The organism is Collinsella sp. AF18-8LB (assembly GCF_003459795.1).
Classification (GTDB): domain Bacteria; phylum Actinomycetota; class Coriobacteriia; order Coriobacteriales; family Coriobacteriaceae; genus Collinsella.
In genome coordinates, this window is record NZ_QRWU01000010.1 from 29,787 (window position 1) to 51,397 (window position 21,611).

The 21,611-nt window shown below is 61.3% G+C and carries 19 protein-coding genes; 9 read left to right on the top strand and 10 right to left on the bottom strand.

Annotated features, from left to right (window positions below; translation table 11 throughout):
• Positions 1–30 precede the first annotated feature (30 nt).
• Complete coding sequence (locus tag DWX25_RS08365; RefSeq protein ID WP_199407129.1) at positions 31–747, bottom strand: DUF554 domain-containing protein; 717 nt, start codon at positions 745–747, stop codon at positions 31–33.
• A 118-nt stretch (positions 748–865) separates the two neighbouring features.
• Positions 866–2,296 carry a hypothetical protein gene (locus DWX25_RS08370; protein WP_117807962.1) on the bottom strand — a complete coding sequence of 477 codons (1,431 nt, stop codon included), beginning with the start codon at positions 2,294–2,296 and terminating at the stop codon, positions 866–868.
• 60 nt (positions 2,297–2,356) lie between these two features.
• On the opposite strand from DWX25_RS08370, the gene DWX25_RS09410 reads away from it, so the two are divergent.
• On the top strand, positions 2,357–2,548 hold the full coding sequence (locus tag DWX25_RS09410; RefSeq protein ID WP_147336914.1) for a hypothetical protein: 192 nt from the start codon (positions 2,357–2,359) through the stop codon (positions 2,546–2,548).
• Between the two features lie 31 nt (positions 2,549–2,579).
• On the opposite strand, the gene DWX25_RS08380 is transcribed toward DWX25_RS09410, so the two are convergent.
• The 3 genes from DWX25_RS08380 to DWX25_RS08390 all read right to left on the bottom strand — a co-directional run bounded on the left by DWX25_RS08380 (position 2,580) and on the right by DWX25_RS08390 (position 4,071).
• A complete protein-coding gene (locus DWX25_RS08380; RefSeq protein ID WP_117734519.1) occupies positions 2,580–3,179 on the bottom strand; it encodes a hypothetical protein in 600 nt (199 codons plus the stop codon).
• 89 nt (positions 3,180–3,268) lie between these two features.
• Entirely contained in the window at positions 3,269–3,778 is a 510-nt protein-coding gene (locus DWX25_RS08385) for a hypothetical protein (protein ID WP_117734518.1), read from the bottom strand.
• Positions 3,775–4,071: a hypothetical protein gene (locus DWX25_RS08390; protein WP_089573322.1), complete on the bottom strand. Its 297-nt coding sequence runs from the start codon at positions 4,069–4,071 to the stop codon at positions 3,775–3,777. The genes DWX25_RS08385 and DWX25_RS08390 overlap by 4 nt, the downstream gene beginning before the upstream one ends.
• A gap of 345 nt (positions 4,072–4,416) precedes the next feature.
• Here DWX25_RS08390 and DWX25_RS08395 point away from each other — a divergent pair, with 345 nt between their 5' ends.
• From DWX25_RS08395 to DWX25_RS08405, 3 genes are read left to right on the top strand one after another with little or no spacing between them, the layout of a single operon-like run.
• Entirely contained in the window at positions 4,417–6,018 is a 1,602-nt protein-coding gene (locus DWX25_RS08395) for an FAD-binding oxidoreductase (protein WP_233505623.1), read from the top strand.
• Between the two features lie 2 nt (positions 6,019–6,020).
• The gene (locus DWX25_RS08400; RefSeq protein ID WP_117807977.1) at positions 6,021–6,836 is read left to right on the top strand and encodes an electron transfer flavoprotein subunit beta/FixA family protein; all 816 of its coding nucleotides are present in this window, start codon (positions 6,021–6,023) and stop codon (positions 6,834–6,836) included.
• Positions 6,837–8,042: an electron transfer flavoprotein subunit alpha gene (locus DWX25_RS08405; protein WP_117763716.1), complete on the top strand. Its 1,206-nt coding sequence runs from the start codon at positions 6,837–6,839 to the stop codon at positions 8,040–8,042.
• Here DWX25_RS08405 and DWX25_RS08410 read toward each other — a convergent pair.
• The gene (locus tag DWX25_RS08410) at positions 8,039–8,851 is read right to left on the bottom strand and encodes an HD domain-containing protein (RefSeq protein ID WP_117807960.1); all 813 of its coding nucleotides are present in this window, start codon (positions 8,849–8,851) and stop codon (positions 8,039–8,041) included. The genes DWX25_RS08405 and DWX25_RS08410 overlap by 4 nt on opposite strands.
• A 173-nt stretch (positions 8,852–9,024) precedes the next feature.
• Between DWX25_RS08410 and DWX25_RS08415 the strand changes: the two genes are divergently transcribed.
• The 4 genes from DWX25_RS08415 to DWX25_RS08430 all read left to right on the top strand — a co-directional run bounded on the left by DWX25_RS08415 (position 9,025) and on the right by DWX25_RS08430 (position 12,412).
• Entirely contained in the window at positions 9,025–9,681 is a 657-nt protein-coding gene (locus DWX25_RS08415; protein ID WP_255412953.1) for an AzlC family ABC transporter permease, read from the top strand.
• The gene (locus DWX25_RS08420) at positions 9,671–9,994 is read left to right on the top strand and encodes an AzlD domain-containing protein (protein ID WP_117807956.1); all 324 of its coding nucleotides are present in this window, start codon (positions 9,671–9,673) and stop codon (positions 9,992–9,994) included. Before DWX25_RS08415 ends, DWX25_RS08420 begins: the two co-directional genes overlap by 11 nt.
• 142 nt (positions 9,995–10,136) lie before the next feature.
• Positions 10,137–11,159 (top strand): 2-keto-3-deoxygluconate permease, encoded by a 1,023-nt coding sequence (locus DWX25_RS08425; RefSeq protein WP_117807954.1) that lies wholly within the window; start codon positions 10,137–10,139, stop codon positions 11,157–11,159.
• Between the two features lie 341 nt (positions 11,160–11,500).
• Positions 11,501–12,412 carry a GGDEF domain-containing protein gene (locus DWX25_RS08430; protein WP_117794335.1) on the top strand — a complete coding sequence of 304 codons (912 nt, stop codon included), beginning with the start codon at positions 11,501–11,503 and terminating at the stop codon, positions 12,410–12,412.
• 136 nt (positions 12,413–12,548) lie between these two features.
• Here the strand turns inward: DWX25_RS08430 and DWX25_RS08435 are convergent, their stop codons facing one another.
• Positions 12,549–13,484, bottom strand: a complete 936-nt coding sequence (locus DWX25_RS08435) for a DMT family transporter (RefSeq protein WP_117807952.1) — start codon at positions 13,482–13,484, stop codon at positions 12,549–12,551.
• Positions 13,485–13,584: 100 nt separating this feature from the next.
• Positions 13,585–17,331 (bottom strand): phosphoribosylformylglycinamidine synthase, encoded by a 3,747-nt coding sequence (locus DWX25_RS08440; RefSeq protein ID WP_117807950.1) that lies wholly within the window; start codon positions 17,329–17,331, stop codon positions 13,585–13,587.
• Positions 17,332–17,515: 184 nt separating this feature from the next.
• Here DWX25_RS08440 and DWX25_RS08445 point away from each other — a divergent pair, with 184 nt between their 5' ends.
• Entirely contained in the window at positions 17,516–19,078 is a 1,563-nt protein-coding gene (locus tag DWX25_RS08445) for a cation:proton antiporter (protein WP_117807948.1), read from the top strand.
• A gap of 161 nt (positions 19,079–19,239) precedes the next feature.
• Here DWX25_RS08445 and DWX25_RS08450 read toward each other — a convergent pair whose 3' ends face one another.
• Together DWX25_RS08450 and DWX25_RS08455 are read right to left on the bottom strand one after the other, a co-directional pair.
• Positions 19,240–19,989: an SDR family NAD(P)-dependent oxidoreductase gene (locus DWX25_RS08450; protein ID WP_117734508.1), complete on the bottom strand. Its 750-nt coding sequence runs from the start codon at positions 19,987–19,989 to the stop codon at positions 19,240–19,242.
• Between the two features lie 221 nt (positions 19,990–20,210).
• Positions 20,211–21,554 (bottom strand): homoserine dehydrogenase, encoded by a 1,344-nt coding sequence (locus tag DWX25_RS08455; RefSeq protein WP_117763725.1) that lies wholly within the window; start codon positions 21,552–21,554, stop codon positions 20,211–20,213.
• Between the last annotated feature and the right edge of the window lie 57 nt (positions 21,555–21,611).

Here is a 21,611-nt window from a genome sequence, read left to right on the forward strand (position 1 = left end):
GATGTTCGAGATACCGCTGCGTAGATAGATTTAGAACAGGAGGGCGTAGATGACGGCGATGATGACGGAGGGAAGCATATTGGCAGTGCGGAAGGTCTGAGGACGGATGAGGTTGACGCCGACGCAGAAGATGAGCATGGAGCCTACGAGCGAAAGGCTGTCGAGGGCTGCCGTGGTCATGATGGGGGAGAGTGCACCGGCAAACAGCGTGATCGTCCCCTGGAACACGGCGACGGGCAGGGCGGAAAAGATGCAGCCGCGGCCAAGTGAGGCCGTCATGGTGCAGACGATGATGCAGTCCAGTGCGCCTTTGAGAGCAAGCGTTGACCAGTCGCCGAGCAGGCCGTCCTGGATCGATCCCACAATGGCCATGGCGCCGATACACACGGTGAGTGAAGTCGAGACAAAAGCGTTGGTGAACTCGTTATCGCCCTCGCTGCCGGTTTTGCGCTTGAGCCATTCGCCAAGGTTCTCAATGGCGGCCTCCAAGTTGACGGCCTCGCCGATGAGCGAGCCGAGGGCGAACGAGACAATGAGCATGGTGGTACCAGTGGTCGCCAGTGCCTTCCCATCGATAAGGAGCATCTTTTGCATGGTGCCGCCAAGGCCGATAAACAGGACGCACAGCCCCGACGCTTTCATGAGCGTGTCTTGGATACGCGGTGTGATAAAGCGACCGCCCGCTAATCCCAAAAGACCGCCCGCAACTAAAAGGACAACGTTGATGATTGTTCCCAAGCCCGGCATGAGCCCTCCTGTATTGATGCCAACGTGGCAATCGTAGCAGAATGGAATGCGAGGCACATCGCGACTCATCTAATACGTTATATAAGTGGTATTAGGAATGATGCGCAGTATTTAAGCCTCAGGTGGTTGTCGGGACATAGGGATAGTAGTCAAAGCGCAGTGTCATAAGCCGCTGTGGGGATTCAATAGCCGCGGCGATGATATTGGCATCGCGGGCACGATCAAACCCTTCGAGTTCGATCTGATACGAGACGTCTTGCATAATGTCCAGACGTCGCCAGGCTAGGAGTGTGTCGCCATCGAATTCCAAGGTCTTGCCTCCGTCTGGGGCAACGGCGTATAGGCGCAGTTTAGCGGTGGTTGCAGGGTCGACAACCGTGACCTTTTTAATTTCGTTTCGAGTATTCTTGGCGCCCAACAAGGTGAGCAGTGTTGGGGCCACGACCTCGCCCGATGGCAAAAAGACGACTTCGATGGATTCAGGAAATGCGATGATGGCCGACTTGCGGACGGGCTGATTGGCGGCGGCAACTTCGATGTTCGCAGCGTCGATGACCTCCGTGTGGTCGAGCGCGGCAAGCACGCAGCAGTTACCTTCATCGATCTCTTGAGGATCAGCAAGCCCCAGACTGTCCGCGAGCTCGGGATCGTTTTGATCGGTAGCGGGCTCATTCGGTGCTTCGAAAGAAGCTGGGACGCTGTTTGTCGGCGACGGCGTGTCGCCCGCACCCGCTTCCTTGTCCGCGCTCTCTTCTTGTATGGTTGCGTTGATGGGTTCGTCGTTTGAGGAGAGCGTCTTGGCGTCAAGCGCGGAGGGGAGAATTCCGATGGCTCCGGATCCGTTCCACTCCATTTCGAGAAGCGCCGGGTCGGCAAGAATGCGTTGCCTGCTTTGCGCGTGGGCATCGATTTCAATAGGGCCTGCTTCTATCCCTCGTGTAAGGCTGAGTGATCCGGCTGGCTTCTCGAAATGAGCATCTGTGTCTTTGGTGCTGACGGCGTAGAACAGCAGGGACGCTTCTCCCGCCGCGATGGCATCGGTGCCGGCTTTGGTCAGCCGCAACGATGCCGTGAATGAGAGGGTGGGCTGCGTGTCGTCTGCATTCGCGGCGGCGCAGCCCAGACATATACCGCCTCCTTTCTCGAAAAACGCACCGTCGAAGGCGACCTTCGCTCCGTTCGCCGAGTCATCGACCGAAGCGATGTCGATGCGCAGCTCTAAATTGCATGGATCGCCATCTGCATCGAGCACAACCGAGCGCCACGTGCAGACGGCGCACCCCGCCTGGGAGCCGTTTGCCTTGTTCGAACGATTGATATCCACGACTATCGAGCCGTCCGTATTACGGCGAAGGCATCCCGAGGTTGAGATTGCAGCCTGTGCGAACGAAAAACGCTTGCACGCAATGGCGCTCGACGGATTTGGTGCGGGGCTTAGGGCTGCCGCTAAGAAGTCCGCCATGACGGGAGTCGCCCAGGCGGCGACAGGCGTTCCGGTTGCGAGCGCGCCGCAGAGTGCGACGACGGGCAAAAGGTTCTTCGATGCCATGGGGTCTCCTTAGCTAATTTAGTGCGGCCTGTCCGTGTTTTGTTTCTGGCTGCGTTTGATGTGCAGACCGAGGCCGGCGGTCCCCGCGCCTGCTGCTGTGGCGCCTGCTGCCAAGAGCCATCGTCTGTCGCCTGTCTGCGCCAACGGTTCCTCGCGGTCGCCACGGTCGAGCTCCGAGAGGTCGACCGTCACTTGCGTGGCGGCCTGTGCCTGTTCTTGCTGGGCAAAGGCCATGGCTGGCTCAAATGCTAGGATGCTGACGGCGGCGGCCAGGGCGACGGCCTTATGCCGTGTGCGCACCGGGCTCGACCGTCCAGGTGATCGTTGCAACCTGATCGCCTTCGCCGGTTACGCGGAAGATGTCGCGCGTGACGCGGGCGACGTTTCCGCTTGTCTTGAGCTTAATTTTGTCCGTGCCACCGGCAATGCCCTGGTAACCCATGTCGAAGGCTGCATTCTTGGAAAGATCGAGGCCCGTCTCCTGCATTGCGGTGCTAGCGTTCTGGAGTGCGCCGTCGGGGCCGACCTTAAAGTCGATGGAGTTCTGCGCGGTTCCGGCCTTGGCGTCGGCGGCAATGGTCCAGGTGTTCATGGCGTCGATCTTCATGTTGGTGACATGGATGCCGTAGGCCGAATGATTGTCGATGGTGGTCGCGTCTTCTGAGGGGCCCTGAAGCGTGCCGTCGGGCTTGGCGACGAAGGGAATAACCGTCGGAACTTTGAACTCAACGTTGTCAATCTCGGTCCTGACCATTACCTTCGTGGTTCCAACGCGCCCGGCTGCCATAGCTGGCGTCGGGGCGGCGCCCATTGCGAGCGCGAGCGCGAGCCCTGCGCCCACGACGAGCGCTCTGGCTCCGTTCATGTTCCTGGTGATGTCCATGGTCGTTCCTTTCTATTCGCCGCGGGCCGTCCCCGCGATGATTGGACAAATGCCGGTGAATTGCGTGCGGTGCCGCGTCGGCCGGAAAGCTAGTTCTCGGCTTGCTCAACCCGTACCTTGACACGTGTCGGATTGCCGTGGCTGTCGAGGGTCTTTGCATCGAGTGCCTGGATCTCGATGTATGCTTCGCCTTCTTTGATGTTGCCGGCGGGGCACGTCTCGATTGTCTTGCCGGTCTCGACCACACCGGATTCGTACATGGTCTCGTCGTTTTGGATGACGCGGAATCGCTGGGGAAATTTATTGTCTTGGACGTTTTGCACGTTGATGCGCAGCTTGCCGTTCTCCTGCAGCTGAGCGACCGGCGCGACCGAGATCGTCATCATGTTGTCGCGGACGATGGCATCGAGCTCATCTTGGATTTCTTGGCGCGATTTACCCTCTGCCGTCGTGACTGAGGCACCCGCTTCGGGCACGGGTTGCGACTGCCAGGCGTATAGCCCTACGGCGATGAGGGCGCAGACGATAGCCAGGCAGACAACGACGAGTTTCTTGCGACGTCCCAGTCCTGCGAGGCGGGGCGGCTTCTTCGCACTCATGCGGCATCCTTGGTGGTGTAGACACGTGCGAATGTGGACGGGTCCGCTCCAAAGAGCATGTGAAGCATCAGGCGGCGCGAGTAGATGAGCTCGTCGAAGTCGTGAGGGAGCTCGATGTCGTGGATACGCGCGATGTGGTGGGCGAGCGCCGAGAACGACTCGGGGTCGCAGATAACATCGGTGGTGACATGGTAGACCGCCGTATCGGGGAACGCCTCTTCGTCGAAAGGCAGGAGATAGGGATCGTCGTCGACCTCGATGGCGACGCCGTACTGGGGCCAGTAATATGCCATGGGAACCTCCCTGCTCTTGGGCCAAAACTTCTATCGGTTTTGGCTGTCGACGCCGACCCTATCAGTCGCAACTTGACCAATTTCTGACCAAATGCTTGACGGATTGGTTTCTCCGCAGGTAAAAGGCAGCAAAAATTACTTCAACTTTTTTCGAGCGACAATCGAGCAATCGGCGACGGCGTGGCCATATGTGTTAAAAGCATCGTCTGTCGAGGAAGACTTGCCGTTCGCCGAATTGCACGAACGTAAAAAACGCCAATTATGGAGACGGTCTCGAACACGTCGACGAAACGATGCGGTAACATCTCCCTGCAAACACTGTAGTTAGCTAAAGGGGGAGTTCGCGTGTCTGCAACCATCAAACCCTTCACCGACGAGTTCGAAGAGTATGGCCGCGATGAGTCTCGCACATCGGGCGAGGCCTCAAGCATCTCGTTTCCGACAACGGAGAACGAGGTCCGCGCCATTTTGAAAAAGCTCCATGCCGAGCGTGTCCCGGTGACGGTTCAGGGCGCCCGGACCGGTCTTGCCGCCGGCGCTGTGCCTCATGGCGGTCACATTCTCAATACTTCCCGCATGAATCGCTACTTGGGCCTTCGCCGCGATGAACAAGGCCGCTTTCTGCTGCGCGTGGAGCCGGGCGTTGTGCTTTCGGAACTGCGCAAGCAGCTGGGCAAGAAGGTACTGCCGGCCGCTGGCTGGGACCAGGCATCGCTTAAGGCCTACGATGAGTTTCAAGAGGCCCGCGAGCAGTTCTTTCCCACCGATCCCACCGAGGCATCTGCCTGTCTGGGCGGCATGGCGGCATGCAACGCCTCCGGCGCCCGCAGCTACGCTTACGGCCCCATGCGCCCGCATATCACGGGACTCCACGTCGCGCTGGCTGATGGCGATTTGCTTGAGCTTCAGCGCGGCGAGGCTTTTGCCCAGGGCCGCCACCTGTCGCTCGTGACGGCAGAGGGCCACACACTCGAGCTCGATCTTCCTGGCTACACCATGCCCAAGACCAAAAATGCCTCGGGTTATTTTGTTGCGGACGATATGGACGCCATCGACCTCTTTATCGGCGCTTGCGGCACGCTCGGCGTTATCACCGAGCTCGAGATTGCCCTGCAAGCGGCACCTGCGGTCGTTTGGGGTGTGAGCTGCTTTTTCGATAGCGAAGACAAGGCCGTGTCCTTTACCGATTCCGTGCGCCCTGTCCTGTCCCATGCGGTTGCCATCGAGTACTTCGATGCTGGCGCCCTGGATATTCTGCGTCGCCAGCGCGAGCAGTCGACGGCGTTTGCCTCGCTGCCGGTGCTCGACAAAGAGGCCAAGGTCTGTGTCTACGTGGAGCTCGACTGCGATGACGAGGCCCAGGCGACCGAGGAGCTGTACCACCTGGGGTGGGTGCTGGAGCTTGCGGGCGGCCGCGACGATGCGACATGGGTCGCGCGCACCGAGGTTGATCGCGAGTGCCAGCGGTTCTTCCGCCATGCGGTCCCCGAGAGCGTCAACATGCTTATCGACGAGCGCCGCCGCATGGATCCTACCATCACCAAGCTGGGCTCGGACATGTCGGTGCCCAATGCACACTTGGCCGATGTCATCGCCCTTTATCGTCGCACGTTGGCCGAAAGTGGGCTTGAATCTGCCGCCTGGGGTCACATCGGTAACAACCATCTGCATGTGAACATCCTGCCGCGCGATGCGCAAGACTACCGTCGCGGTGGAGAACTCTTTGCCCAGTGGGCTTCCGAGGTCACGGCCATGGGCGGTGCCGTTTCTGCCGAGCACGGCGTCGGCAAGATCAAGGCGGGCTTCTTGGAGACGATGTACGGCCACGAGGCCATGGTCGAGTCGGCGCGTCTCAAACTCCAGCTCGATCCTGCCGGCCAGCTGGGTCGCGGCAACCTGTTTGCGGAGAAGTTCTTGGATGGACTCGTCCAGAAGGGGGGCGCGTGAAGATGAGTGATTTCCATATGGTGGTGTGCGTCAAGGCGGTGCCCGGAAGCACCGAGGTCAAGATGGACCCCAAAACCAATACTATCGTGCGTGATGGCAAGCAGGCGGTCATTAACCCGTTCGATGCAAGCGCTCTGGAATGCGCGCTGGCGCTGAAGGACGACTTTATCGGCTTTGGCATGGACGTGCGTGTGACGGTGGTGTCGATGGGCATCCCCGCGACCGAATCGCTGCTGCGCGACTGCATCGCCCGCGGTGCCGACGACGCGCTGCTGCTGACCGACCGAGCCTTTGCGGGTGCCGATACCCTAGCCACCACCTATGCCCTCAAATGCGGTATCGAGGCACTCGATGAGGACTTTGACCTGCTCATCTGCGGCAAGATGGCAGTGGACGGCGATACGGCCCAGATCGGCCCCGAGCTGGCCGGCGCCTTTGAGATCCCCTGCGTGACCGACGTGAGCTGTGTGCAGAGCGCGGGATTTACGACGTGTGGCTCGCTGGCGCTCGTCCACGGCTGCGATGCCGGCGAGGAGACGGTGTACCTGGAGATGCCGTGTGCGATGACGACCGCCAAGGAGATTGGCCAGCTGCGCATGCCGAGTATTGCCGGTATTCGCGCGGCCGAGGATGCAGACGTGCGCGTGGCTAGCGCTGCCGACGTAAACGCCGATCCCTCGCGTTGCGGCCTTGCCGGATCACCGACGCAGGTCGTGCGTTCGTTTGTGCCCGGCCGTGACCAAACGTGCGAGGCCGTTGAGGGAACGGCGTCCGAGCAGGCGGTAAAACTTGCCAAGATTATCGAGGAGATGGCATAGATGAGCGGACTGATAATCGATAGCGAGGCCTGCGTTGGCTGTGGCCGCTGCGTTCGCGCCTGCGCCTCGGGTGGCATTGTGGTGGAGGGCGAGCGCCCCAACCGTTGCGCCCGCGTAACCGACGGCTGCATCCTGTGCGGCGGGTGCGTCGACGCCTGCCCCGTCAGCGCTATCTCGATTGAGCGCGACGAGGCCGCTGGCGCGGTGGACCTTGATGCATATCGAGACATTTGGGTCTTCGTGCAGACTGACGAACACGACGCCGTGGCTCCTGTGGCCTACGAGCTCATGGGTAAGGGCCGCGAGCTTGCCGATGCTCGCGGCTGCCGTCTGGTCGCACTGGTCGGTATGGGCCCCGAGGGTTCTCTCGGTGACCTGGAGCATCTGGTTTACGCCGGTGCAGACGAGGTCCTGGTCTGTCGCGACGAGCGTCTGCGCCAGAACGACGCGGAGGTCTACGCCCGCCTGATCTGCGATTTGGTGGCAGAGCGCAAGCCCGAGGCCATTCTGTACGGTGCGACCGCCTTTGGCCGCGAGCTGGCGCCTGGCGTTGCCGTGCGTTTGCAGACGGGCCTTACGGCCGACTGCACCGTGCTTTCGATGGATGCGGAGACGGGCTTGCTGCAGCAGACGCGCCCGGCGTTTGGCGGCAACTTGATGGCCACCATCATTTGCCCCAACCACCGTCCGCAGATGGCAACGGTGCGCCCCGGCATCTTTAAGGCTCCCGACTTCGACTACGGCCGTTCCGGCACGATTGCCCAGGTGATGCTTGCGGAGGACGTTAAGGCCCGTGTCGAGATCTCGATTCCCGCCGAGGAGTGGGGACAGCAGGCCTCAATTGCCGATGCCGAGCGTCTGGTCGTGGTGGGCCGCGGCATTGGCTCCAAGAAAAACCTACCGCTGATGCGAAAGCTTGCCGAGGCTCTGGGTGCCGAGCTTGGCTGCACGCGCCCCGTGGTGGAGGCCGGCTGGCTGGAGTATCGCCATCAAATTGGCCAGACGGGTGTATCGGTCTCGCCCAAGCTCCTCGTGAGCATCGGTGTCTCGGGTGCTATCCAGCATCTCGCCGGCATCGGTGGGGCGGAGTGCATTATCGCCATCAATGAGGACCCGGATGCCCCCATCTTTGGCGCCGCCCAGTACAAGGTTGTTGGAAACGCCGTCGAGGTCGTTGAGGAGTTGCTGGCTCAGCTCGAGTGCTAAGCGCTTGCCAGCCAGCGGCGCAGCTCGTCCTTAAGGCGGCTCCAGGTTGCCTGCGTGGTGGGGTCGATAAAGGGTCGCGTAATGCCAAAGGGCGCGTCGAGCAGGCGATAGATATCGCCTTGCTCGCGCGCCAGCGCACGGCTTGTCGGATAGACGAGCTCAAACATAAAGCAGATGAGTCCCACCAGGTAGTCTGCGGGCTCGTTGCGTTCATCGCGTGCGACGCAGCGGTGCTCGTCAAAGGCGGCAAGCGTCGGTGCCGAGAAGCGACTGGCTACAAACGCGTCCTCATCCACTTTGAGGATAGTGTCGACGGTGCTGTCGGCGATGGTGCGCATAATGTCGATCTTGTCGCCATCGCGCACGATATCGCAGAAGCTCCGCGTGCGCTCGTCGAGCTGCGCGGGTAGACGGAAATCACTGTGATAGGCAATGCTCGCTCGGATGAGCTCATCTTCTGCCGGGTCATCGATAAAGTCGCGGATGCTCGTTACGGCGGGTGCATCGGCGGGACTCTCGCCAAAGAGGACCTCGATGCCCAACGCCGCATGGCTCATGCTCTCGGCGTCCTTAAAGGTGTCCCAGCGCCGCAGCTGTTCAAAACGACCCATATCGTGCAGCAGTCCGCACAGCCACGCCAGGTCAATGTCCTGCGGTGACCAACCCTGTTTACGTGCCACGGCATCGCATGCCTCGGCAACATGGTACGTATGCTCGATTTTGAGTGCGATACGTGGATTGGCGGCATCGTAGGCATCGGTATAGGTCTTAAAGGCCGCAGCTGCCCGCACACGATCGATAGCTGTCATAATGACTTCCTAAAAAGTTGTGTCTTTCTGTATATTTCGATCCGGTGGCAATTGTAGGTGATGTCGGTTGCTGCCGGGCGATGATTCTGCCGTGTCGTTGAATGCGGCTCGGACAGCTTGTCGGGACGAGGAACGTTATGGTGCTCAAGATCTTAAAAACCGTCTGGCCGGTGATGCTTACCTATGTTGCGATAGGTGCGCCGTGCGGAATGATTATGGCGCAGGCGGGGATGGAACCATGGATGGTTTTTGCCCTGAGCAGCACGTTTGTGACGGGCTGCGGACAGTTTATGGTCTGCAACCTGTGGCTGGCGGGCGTGCCTGCGGCATCGATCGTCGCTAGCGTCGCCGCAATCTCCTCGCGCTTTGCACTTTACTCGGCATCGATCGCACCGCATCTGGCGGGCGCCTCGAAGCGTCAGACGCTGGCCGTTGCCGCGACGCTCACCGAGGAGGCATATGGCATCTCGCTTGCCAAGTTGATTGAGGGGCAAGATTGGGGTCCGCGCGAGTCCTTTGCGCTCAACGTGATTCTCATCGCAACATGGGGCGTCTCGTGCACAATGGGCGCCGTTGTCGGTGCCGTTGTCGATGTCCCCACCGCTCTTGCAAGTTTTGTCTGCACATCGCTCTTTATCTGCCTGCTCTTTTCGCAGCGACTGTCGCGTGGCAATGCCGTAGCTGCCGTTTTGGCTGCGGCATCCGTCGCCGTATGCAAGTTCTTGGGGTGGACGAATGTTGCCGTGCCGGTAAGCGTACTCGTCGGCGTTGCCGCGGCGCTCGTGTGCGATGCCCTCGCCGAAGGAAGGGGTGCTCGCGATGCCCGTTAACGAGTTTTTGGTCCTGTGGCTTTCGTCGTGGGCGGCCATCGCGTTTTTCCGCATTGCCCCGGCGTTTGCTTTGCGTGGGAGAACGCTTTCACTCCGCGTTACCGAGGCCTTGGGCTATATTCCGCCCGCTGCCTTTGCGGCGCTAGTCGCTAACGACCTGATAAGCCCCGGCGCTTTCGATGCCGGCTTGTGGCAGGGCTTGATTCCCTGGATCGCATCTGCCGGCGTCGTGGCGGTGGCAATCAAGACAAAGTCGATGCTGTGGTGCTGCGTCTCGGGCATCGTGCTCTATATCGTTTTGAGCCTCGTATAAGAGCAGGGCGCGTTTACCGTCTCGACTTTGCGAATCGAATTTCTCACCGAGCCTGTCTGCTTCTTCTGGTACCATGGTCAAACTTTACTGTAGCAAAGTATGACGTGGGCTTTTGTGTCCCGTCAACGGAAATGGGGGTTTCATGGCACAGGAAGCGACCGCCAACGAGCAAAAGAAATTCAAAGTACCGCGAATCCCGGGCGACATCATGATCTACCCGATGATCGTCGGTCTTTTGCTCAATACCTTCTGCCCGCAGGTCTTCGAGATCGGTGGCTTCTTTACCGCCGCCTGTCGCGGCGGTTCCAATACCATCGTCGCCGCGATCCTGCTCTTCGTGGGTGCCGGCATCAGCTTTAAGTCCACGCCGGGCGCTATCAAGACCGGCGTCGTCGTACTGATCCCTAAGCTTGTGGTGGCAGCCGCGCTGGGCCTGGGCGTTGCGTATTTCTTTAACGACAACTTTTTGGGCCTGAGCTCGGTCTCCATTATCGGCGGCATCACCTTCTGCAACATGGCGCTCTATACGGGCATCATGGGCGAGTTTGGCGATGAGTCCGAGCAGGGCGCCGTGGGCATCCTGTTCTTTACGGCCGGCCCCGCCGTCACCATGATCATCCTGGGCGTTTCTGGTCTTGCTAACATCCCGCTGGGCACCATCGTCGGCTCCATCCTGCCGCTTGTCATCGGTATGGTTTTGGGCAACCTCTTCCCGTTCATAAAGAACCTGCTGGTTCCCGGCACCAATCCCGCGATTGCCGTCATCGGATTTCAGCTTGGTGCATCCATGAGCCTGTCGAGCTTTGTCACTGGTGGCATTTCCGGCATCTTGCTGGGCCTTGTTACGTTGTTTGTCGTCGGTCCCATCACCTTTGCGTTCGAGCGCCTGTGCGGTGGTAACGGCAAGGCCGCCGTGGCTTGCTCCACCATCGCCGGCACGGCTATGACCACGCCGGTTGCTCTTGCCGAGGTGGCGCCGCGCTATGCAGAGCTTGCGCCCGCCGCGTACGCCCAGATCGCCACCGCTGTTATCATCACGGCGATCATGGCTCCGATTCTTACTGGCTGGGTCGATAAGAAGTTCTGCCAGGGCAAGGAGGACCTGCCGTCCGCCGGTGTCGAGGCCATCGAGGAAGCCGTCGCGACCGACATCTATGGCGAGTAGCAATCATCATTCATCAATGATGCCGGCGCGCAATTCGCGCCGCTCGAGCGTCCGAACGGAAGCTGTCTTGCAGTAATGTTCGGACGCTCTGCTATGACTCCCTTTACCCCTACGGAATAGGGGGTGTTTATTTCCCAGGCACGATTCGGGAGATTCTGGCCACTTGGATATTGAAGGGATGGCGTCTAGTGGTTAAGGCACTCAAGATTGAGATATTCCTGCTCTGCATGATTGTTCTTATCGGGCTTGCCGCGCGAAGCCGTCGCTCTTTATTCTCGAGTACCCAGCAGCTATTGTTTAGCATGCTCGGCTATACCTCTGCCGCGTAAATATTATTCGATATGATCTGGACGCTCTCGGATGGTGTGGACGGCACGCTGGGCATTGCCGCCAACTGGATTTCCAACGCGGTTTCGTTTTCACTCTTTGCCATCGCGTGCCTCATTTGGTTTATCTATTCCGAGACAGTGCAGGGCTCTCGCCTTTTGACCGCGCGCTATAAGGTGGCGCTCGTAACGTTGCCTACGGTGCTGGTGGTCGTGCTGGCGTTTACGAGCTGCTGGACGCACGCCCTGTTCTATATCGATGCGCAGGGCGTGTATCATCGCTGCTTTGCCTATATGATCCAGCCCATCGTCAGCTACTGCTACGTTATTCATACGTCCCTGCACGCGTTTGTGCAATCGCGCAGGGTCGAGAGTCTACAAAAGAAGGCCATCTATCGAACCTTGGCATTTTTCGCCATTCCGGTCCTGGTGGGCGGCACCTTTCAGGTCGTGTTTTCGGTGCCCGGGCTTTGTGTCGGCATAATGATTAGCATGCTGCTGCTCTACATCGTCTGCCAGGAGCAGCTGATCTCGACCGATCCGTTGACTGGCCTCAACAATCGAAACCGATTTGAGACCTATATGCTGTCGCTCTTCTCGAATGCGGATCATACGGGCGATGTGTATCTGCTCATGATGGACGCTGATGGCTTTAAGCAGATTAATGATCGCTACGGACATGTGGAGGGTGACCGCGCTCTTCAGCTCATCTCCACCGCGCCCAAAGATGTCTGCTCGGCGTCTGGTGGCTTTATCGCACGTTATGGCGGCGATGAGTTCGTAGTGCTCCAAAAGGCGATAGCAGAGCAGGACATCATGCGCCTGTGCGAGGCAATCAACGACGAGCTCGCGCGTACCGAGGTGCCGTATCTGTTGCGGATGTCTATCGGCTACGCACGGATGGGTGATGGTGTCGATACCTGGTAAGATTTGCTTCGCGCTGCCGATGCGGAGCTCTACCGCGTAAAGCACGAGAAGAAAAAAGCCGGCGTCCAGATACGCTAGAAAAAAGCGACCACGCGAATGTCCGCTGCAGGTGCGGCATATGCAAGGGCCTGGCTTGTTAGGCCTGTTTAGGTTTGTTGACAATGATGATGCCGCCGCAGACCAGGAACAGGGCCACAATGACGGTAACGGGGCTTGTGCCAGCACCCTCGCCGAGCAGCAGCGCGCTTAGCGCTACGCCAAAGACCGGGTTCATAAAGCCAAAGACCGAAACGCGGCTGACGGGGTTGACGGCGAGCAGGCGAGACCACAGCGAGTATGCGACGGCGGAAATGAGTGCCATATATATGATGAGCGCGATGGCGGGGACGATTTTGGTGGGGGATAGCGCGCCGCCCATCAAAAGCCCGATGGCGGTAAGGACCAGACCGCCGACTAAAAACTGCCAGCCGGCGAGTAAAACGCCGTCATGCTCGCGCGAGAAAATGCCAATGAGGCAGGTCGACAGGGCGCCCGCAACGGTGGAAGCCAGGATAAAGCCCTCGCCGTCGAGCGCAAAGCCAAAGGTGCCATCCGCGCCCGAAAGGTTGACGAGCGCTACACCGGCAAAGCCCAACACGCAGCCAAGCACCTTGGCTGTATCGAGCTTCTCGGTGTGAAACGCCAGAGCGGCAAAGAGGATTGCGAGGAAGTTGGCGCTGGCCTCAATGATGGAGCTCGACATGGCGCTGGCGCGCGAGAGTCCCAGGTAGAAAAAGAAGTACTGACCGATCGTCTGGAAAATCGACAAGACAAAGATGGGCTTGACGTCGCGAGCCTGCGGGATGAGTGGGCGGCGCTTCGCCGCGCTCATCCCAACGATGACCAGGGCGCCGGCAAGCGTGAAGCGCAAGCCTGCAAAGAGCAGCTGCGAGGCACTATCGTGTGCGGGGATGCCAAAGAGCTCGTAACCGATCTTGATGCAGGGGAAAGCCGATCCCCAGAGCGCACAGCAGATAAGGCAGCCCAGAATGAGTCCGGGCAGGGTGGCGAGATGCGGCTTGCGGCTTTCCATGATGTCCTTCCTGTATGCGCGAAGCAAAAAAGAACCCGCCACCGGAGGTGCCGGCGGCGGGCGTCGTTACCCGAGGGGATTGTACCCGATGGGAACGTCTTTAGGCGAAGTAGGCTACGCCGCTCTCAAAGATCGGCATGAACTTATCGCCGGGTACATGCTCGGGAACGTTGCGGTACAGGTTGTCGCCGCGACGCTCGGCATGGCCCATCTTGCCCAGGACGCGGCCGTCGGGGCTCGTGATGCCCTCGATGGCGAGTGCGGAGCCGTTGGGGTTGACGGAAAGATCCATGCTGGGCTTGCCGTCCTCGTCCACGTATTGCGTGGCGACCTGGCCGTTGGCGATCAGCTGGGCGAGCACCTCGTCATTGGCGACAAAGCGGCCCTCGCCGTGGCTGATGGCGACGGTGTAGGGGTCGTCCAGGCTGCATTGCGACAACCACGGGGACAGGTTGGACGAGATGCGGGTGCGCACCAGACGGCTCTGGTGGCGGCCGATGGTGTTGAACGTCAGCGTGGGCGCGTCGGGCGTGGCGTCGACGATATCGCCGTAGGGCACCAGGCCGAGCTTGACCAGGGCCTGGAAGCCGTTGCAGATGCCCAGCATCAAGCCGTCGCGGGCCTTGAGCAAGTCGCGGACAGCCTCGGTGACCTCGGGAGCGCGGAAGAACGCCGTGATGAACTTGGCGGAGCCGTCGGGCTCGTCACCGCCCGAGAAGCCGCCGGGGATCATGACGATCTGGCTTTGGCGGATGCGACGGGCAAGCTCGTGGGTGCTTTCGGCAACGGCCTCGGGCGTGAGGTTGTTGATCACGAAGGTGTCGGCCTCGGCACCGGCGGCGCGGAAGGCACGGGCGCTGTCGTACTCGCAGTTGTTGCCGGGGAAGACGGGGATAATCACGCGCGGGCGGGCGATCTTGGCGCCGCCGTACACATGGATGTCCTTGGCGCGATAGTCAATGGTCTCGGCCTCGGGCTGCTCGCTGGTGCTGCGGTAGGCAAAGACGCCCTCGATGCCGCTCTCCCAGGCTTCCTGGAGCTCGGAGAGCTCGATGACCTCGGAGCCGGTGTCGATGACATAGCCCTCGACGGTGGTGCCCAGGGGCTCGACGACAACGCCGTCGGCGACTTCGGGCAGCTCGGCATCCTCTGCGAGCTCGACGATAAAGCTGCCGTAGAGCGGGGTGAAGAGGCTCTCCACGTCCACGTCCTCGGCAAGCTCGATGCCGATCTGGTTGCCGACGCACATCTTAAAGAGGCTCTCGGCGCCGCAGCCGTAGCCGGGCGTGGAGATGGCCAGGGCGTCGCCGGTGGCGGTGAGCGCCTCGACGGCGTCAAACGCGGCGAGCAGCTGCTGGGCATCGGGGCGGTAGTCTTCGCCATAGGTGGCGGGGGCGATGCGGACGACGCGGTGCGTAAGGCCCTTGAACTCGGGCGATGTGGCGCGGGCGGCGCGACCCACGGCCACGGCGAAGCTGATGAGGGTCGGCGGAACGTTGAGCTCGCCGGCCTCGTCCTCAAACGAGCCGCTCATGGAGTCCTTGCCGCCGATGGCGCCGGCACCCAGATCGACCTGGGCCATAAGAGCACCCAGAACGGCTGCCATGGGCTTGCCCCAGCGCTCGGCCTCGGTGCGCAGGCGCTCGAAGTACTCCTGGAAGGAGAGGTAGGCGCGCTTGTGCTCAAAACCGGCGGCGACGAGCTTGGCGATGGACTCGACTACGGACAGGTAGGCACCTGCAAACTGGTCGGCCTCCATCAGGTAGGGGTTGAAGCCCCATGCCATGGCGCTCGCCGTGGTGGTCTCGCCGTCCACGGGGAACTTGGCGACCATGGCAGAGCTCGGGGTGAGCTGCGTCTTGCCGCCAAAGGGCATGAGCACGGTGGCGGCGCCGATGGTGGAGTCGAAGCGCTCGGAAAGGCCCTTGTTGGAGGCGACGTTAAGATCGGTGACGAGCGAGGTCATACGCTCGGCAAGCGTGGTGCCGGCCCAGCTGGGCTGCCACACGCTGCGGGCGCAGACGTGGGCGGCCTGGTGCTTGGGCGCACCGTTGGAGTTGAGGAACTCGCGGGACAGGTCGACGATGGCGACGCCGTTCCAGGCCATGCGCATGCGCGGCTTGGCGGTAACCTCGGCGATAACGGTCGCTTCCAGGTTCTCCTCGGCGGCGTAGCCCATGAACTCCTCGACGTCACCGTCGGCGACGGCGCAAGCCATGCGCTCCTGGGACTCGGAAATGGCGAGCTCGGTGCCGTCCAGGCCGTCGTACTTCTTGGTCACGGTATCGAGGTCGACATACAGGCCGTCGGCAAGCTCGCCCACGGCGACCGAGACGCCGCCGGCGCCAAAGTCGTTGCAGCGCTTGATCAAGCGACAGGCGTCGCCGCGTCGGAACAGGCGCTGCAGCTTGCGCTCGACCGGGGCGTTGCCCTTCTGGACCTCGGCACCCGAAGTCTCGATGGACTCGGTGTTCTGGGTCTTGGAGGAGCCGGTGGCGCCGCCGATGCCGTCACGGCCGGTGCGGCCGCCCAGCAGGATGATCTTGTCGGTGGGGGCGGGGCACTCGCGACGCACGTGGTTTGCCGGGGTAGCGCCCACGACGGCACCGACCTCCATGCGCTTGGCCACGTAGCCGGGGTGATAGAGTTCGTTGACCTGACCGGTGGCAAGGCCGATCTGGTTGCCGTAGCTGGAGTAGCCGGCGGCGGCGGTGGTCACGAGCTTGCGCTGCGGGAGCTTGCCCTCGAGCGTCTCGGAAACCGGGACGGTGGGGTCGCCGGCGCCGGTGACGCGCATGGCCTGGTACACATAGCTGCGGCCCGAGAGCGGGTCACGGATGGCGCCGCCCACGCAGGTGGCGGCACCGCCGAAGGGCTCGATTTCGGTCGGGTGGTTGTGGGTCTCGTTCTTAAAGAGGAACAGCCAGTCCTGGTCCTCACCATCAACATCGACCTTTACCTTGACGGTGCAGGCGTTGATCTCCTCGGACTCGTCGACATCGGTCATGACGCCGGTCTTCTTGAGATACTTGGCGCCGATGGTGCCCATATCCATGAGGCAGACGGGCTTGGCGTCGCGACCGAGCTCGTGGCGCATTTCCATGTAGCGGTCGAAGGCCTGCTGCACCACGGCGTCGTCGATCGTCACGTCATCCAGGACGGTACCGAAGGTGGTGTGGCGGCAGTGGTCGGACCAATAGGTGTCGATCACGCGGATCTCGGTGATGGTGGGGTCGCGATCTTCATCGCGGAAGTACTGCTGGCAGAAGGCGATGTCCGCCTCGTCCATGGCAAGACCGCGCTCGGAGATAAAGGCGGCAAGACCGGCCTCGTCGAGCTCGCGGAAGCCGTCAAGCACCGCGACGGGCGCAGGCTCGGGGGTCTCCATGTGCAGCGTCTCGGGTAGGTCGAGTGAGGCAATGCGGGCCTCGACGGGGTTCACCACGTAGTGCTTAATGGCATCGATGGCGGCCTCGTCCAGGGCGCCCGAGATCATATAGACCTTGGCGGAGCGCACGGCGGGGCGCTCGCCCTGGCTGATGAGCTGCACGCACTCGCTGGCGGAGTCGGCGCGCTGGTCAAACTGGCCAGGCAGGAATTCGACGGCAAAGACGGCGCCATCGCTTGCGGGGAGCTCGTCGTAGGTCACATCGACCTGGGGCTCGCTAAAGACGGTCGGCACGCAAGAGCGGAACAGCTCCTCATCGATGCCCTCGACGTCGTAGCGGTTGATGATCCTCAGAGCCTCGATGCCCTTGATGCCGAGAATCTCGGTCAGCTCGCCCTTGAGCTGCTGAGCCTCGACGTCGAACCCGGGTTTCTTCTCCACGTAGATACGAGAGACCATTGGTTTCTGCCTTCCTGATCGGTTGGGCGTACGGTGCGGTATGCGCCAGCGGTCGGTTTGCGGGGCAAGCCTCGCGGTCGCCTTGAGCCACATACTTTTAAACCTCACTATGATACGACAGCTCGTGGCGCGTTGAGGACGGCGAGGGTGCTACAGTGGAGCGCAAACAAGAGAAAGGCATCACATGGCATTTGTTTCGCTCGCCATCATCGCACTCGTGGCCTTTGCAAGTCCCTTCATCGCCTCGGCGATTCCCGGAAAACCCGTTCCCGAGACGGTCTTTTTGCTCGTGTTTGGCGCGGTGCTGGGACCTCATATGCTCGGCATTATCCATGTGGATGCCGAGGTCTCGCTCGTGTCCGAGCTCGGCCTGGCCTTTTTGTTCCTGCTTGCCGGTTTTGAGATCGATCCCAAGAACATCACGGGCATCGAGGGGCGTTACGGCATGGCGACGTGGGTCGTTACGTTTGGTATTGCCTGGCTTGCCGTGCGCTTTACCCCGTGGTTTTCGGTCAGTCATTTTGATGGCATCGCCGTGACGCTAGCGTTGACCTCGACGGCGCTTGGAGCGCTCATGCCCATCTTGCGCGAGCGGTCGCTTGCCGGGACGCGTGTCGGCGATTCGATTCTTGCCTATGGTACGTGGGGCGAGCTCGGGCCCGTGCTCGCCATGTCGGTGCTGCTGTCTGCCCGTACGGGTGTCGAGACGCTGTTGATCTTGGGGCTGTTCGCCGTGGTGTGCGTGCTGCTTGCCGTGGTCCCCAGCCGCTCCAAGCGTATTGGCAGCCGCTTCTTTGCCTTTATTCAGGAGCGCGCCGATACGACTTCTCAGACGTTCGTGCGCCTCACAGTGCTCATCCTGGTCACGCTCGTGGCGTTTTCCGCCATTTTTAGCCTCGATATCGTGTTGGGCGCTTTTGCCGCGGGCTTTGTCCTGCGCTATATCATCCCCGAGGGCAACCATACGCTCGAGCTTAAACTCGATGGCCTTGCCTATGGCTTTTTGATCCCGGTGTTCTTTACCGTTTCGGGCGCCAAGATCGACCTGACGGCTGTAGCATCGCGCCCTGGCCTGCTCGTGGGCTTTATCGTGGCGTTGCTGGTTATCCGTGCCGTGCCCATCGTTGTCTCCATGGGCATCTGCCCTAAGACGCGCGATGTTTCTGCCTACGGTCGCATCACCGTGGCGCTCTACTGCACCACGGCGCTGCCGATCATCGTCGCCGTGACGAGCGTCGCCGTCAATGCCGGCGCATTATCGCAGGGCGTCGCTTCGGTTATGGTGGCAGCCGGCGCCATCACGGTGTTCCTGATGCCACTGCTCGCGCAGCTCTTCTACCGCGTGGTCGATGCGGCGCCGGTCGCCGCCGTGGCGGAGGTTGCCGAGCATCCTTCTGATGCGCTCAATATCCTGCGCGCCCATCACGACCTGGCAAGTCTTCTCGCCCGCGAGCACGAGCTATTGACGTCGCATGGACATGGTCGCGTATTCGAAGGCTTGCCTACACTCGACACGATTGCCGAGCGCCTTTCTGATCGGGCGGCGAGCGAACGCATCGATGCGCGCATTGTGGATGCGGCGCATCTGCTTGCCGATAAGACCTATGGCGACGAGATAGATCCGTCCGAGCTCACCCCGCGTGAGCGTCGCCGCCTAGAGCGCGCCAAGCTCGCCGTGCACGAGTACCGCCGTCGCATGCTGGAGCTTTATGCGCACGAAGAAGCCGACGAGGACGACGGCAAGTAGCCGACGCTGATGCGGGGGCGGCATTCCCGTTTGAGGACGGACGCGAAACGGGACACAGTTTCCCTTCAAACAGAAGAAGACGCGCTGTCTGCGGTTGATGTGGACAGCGCGCCTTCTTTGGTTGAGCTATGTTGAGGCCAGGGGCCAAAGCTCGTGGTCCCTTAGGAGCGGGCGGCTCCATCGACGGGGAGCACGGCGCCTGTGACGTAGGCGGACATGTCGCTCGCCAGGAAGACGAAGGCGTTGGCGACATCCTCGGGCTCGCCCATGCGGCCCAGCGGAATGGTGGTGATGATAGGCTTGATGACCTCTTCGGGCAGGTTGGCGACCATATCGGTCTTGGTCACGCCGGGTGCGACGGCATTGACGCGAATGCCCATGGGGGCGAGCTCGCGCGAGAGCGACTGGACCATGCCGTTGACGGCAAACTTGGACGTGGGATAGCCAACGCCGGAGGGCTGACCGTACTTAGCGACCATCGAGCTCGTGGTGGTGATGGTGCCGCCGTGGCCGGCCTCGGTCATGATCTTGGCGGCAGCCTGGTGGCCGTTAAAGACGGCGACGACGTTGAGGTCCATGACCTTGGCAAACTCCTCGGCCGTGTAGTCCAAAAGGGGCGAGCGCTGGGAGATGCCGGCATTGTTGACGACCGTGTCCAAGCCGCCCATATCGGCGGCAGCCTGGGTAAAGGCCTCAGTTACGGCCTCGAGCGAGGTGAGGTCGCAGGAGCGGCCCCAAACCTTGGCCTCGGGATAGGCGGCTGCCAGTTTCTCAACGGCTGCGTCGGCAGTCTCCTGGCGCGAGCCAAAGACCGTGACGGCGGCGCCTTCCTCGATAAAACGGCAGGCGATGGCATAGCCGATTCCGCGCGTGCCTCCGGTGATGATTGCTTTCTTGCCCTTGAGCAGCATATCGCTTCCTCTCTTATGTGCATGGATACTTGCAGCACAGCATAGTGGCGGCAAAAAACAGCTGACGCCGCATATCGGTAAACGGTATCCACGGTTGTTGATGAACGGTCAAGTTGCTCAAACGTTAGTCGACCACTTCGTGCAAAAGATGTAACTAAAAGGGGCTCCCATCCAATCGGATGGGAGCCCCTCATGCGTTATTTGATTTGCCGAGAATCGGGCTAGTTGGCCATGACGCCTTCGGTCCAGGCCTCGACGTCCTCGATGCGCAGGACGTTGGCGATTTCGGCCACGCAGTCGACGCTGGCAAGCTCGGCGGCGGCAGCCTGGACGTCCTTCTCGAGCGCGCGGTGCGTCAGGAAGATGACCGAGCAGGTATCGCTGACGCCCGACTTGCCGTCCTCGACCTGGTTGATGAGCGAGATCGAGATGTTGTGCTTGGCAAAGATGTCGACCGTCTCGGACAGGGCGCCCACGCGGTCGGCGACCTTCAGACGCACATAGTACTTGGTCTGGAGCTCGTCCATGGGCTTAAAAGCGAGGTTGTGACCATAGGGCTCAATCTCGGGCAGCGGAGCAACGCCGCGGCTGATTTGCTCGGAGAGCGACAGGATATCGCCCACGACGGCGCTCGCGGTGGGGAAGGAGCCTGCGCCGGCACCGTAGAACATGGTCTCGCCCACGGCGTCGCCTACCACGTAGACAGCGTTCATGGCACCGTTGACCTTGGCGAGCATGTGGTCGGCGGGGATCAGCGTGGGATGCACGCGGACGTCGACGCCGGCGTCGGTGTTGCGGGCGATGCCGAGCAGTTTAATGGTGTAGCCGAGCTCGCGGGCCTGGGCGATGTCCTCGGCGCCGATGGTACGGATGCCCTGCTGGTAGACGTCGTCGGTGGTCACACGGGTGCCAAAGCCGATGGAGGCGAGGATGGCCGTCTTGCTGGCGGCATCGAAGCCGTCGACGTCGGCGGACGGGTCGGCCTCGGCGTAGCCCTTGGCCTGCGCGTCGGCGAGCACGTCGGCGTAATCGGCGCCCTCGGCGTCCATGCGCGACAGGATGTAGTTGGTGGTGCCGTTGAGGATGCCGGCGATGGTCAGGATCTTGTTGCCCACCAGGTCGTGCTCGAGCGTGCTGACGATGGGGATGCCGCCGCCGCAGCTGGCCTCGCACTTGATCTGCACGCCGCACTCACGCGCCTTCTCGGCGAGCGTCTCGACGTGACGGCCGAGCAGGGCCTTGTTAGCGGAGACGACGTGCTTGCCGTTCTCAAAGGCCGTGGTGAAGATCTCGGTTGCGGGATGCTCGCCGCCAATTAGCTCGACGACGATGTCGACGGTGGGGTCGGTGACGACATCATGCCAGTCGCTCGTAAAGGCCTCGCGCTCAATACCGGCGGCTTCGGCCTGCTCCCAGGCAAGCGCGCAGGCGCGGGTCAGCTTAAGGTCGATGCCGTAGGCGGCCAGGTACTCATCGTGGTGGCTCTTGATCAGACGGGCCACGCCGCCGCCGACGGTTCCCAGGCCGATCAGGCCGACGTTCACGGTGCGCAGGGGTTCGCTCATAGATAGCTCCTTCGTGCATCTGTATGGATGATTGACCAGTTAAGGTTGAGTGCATTC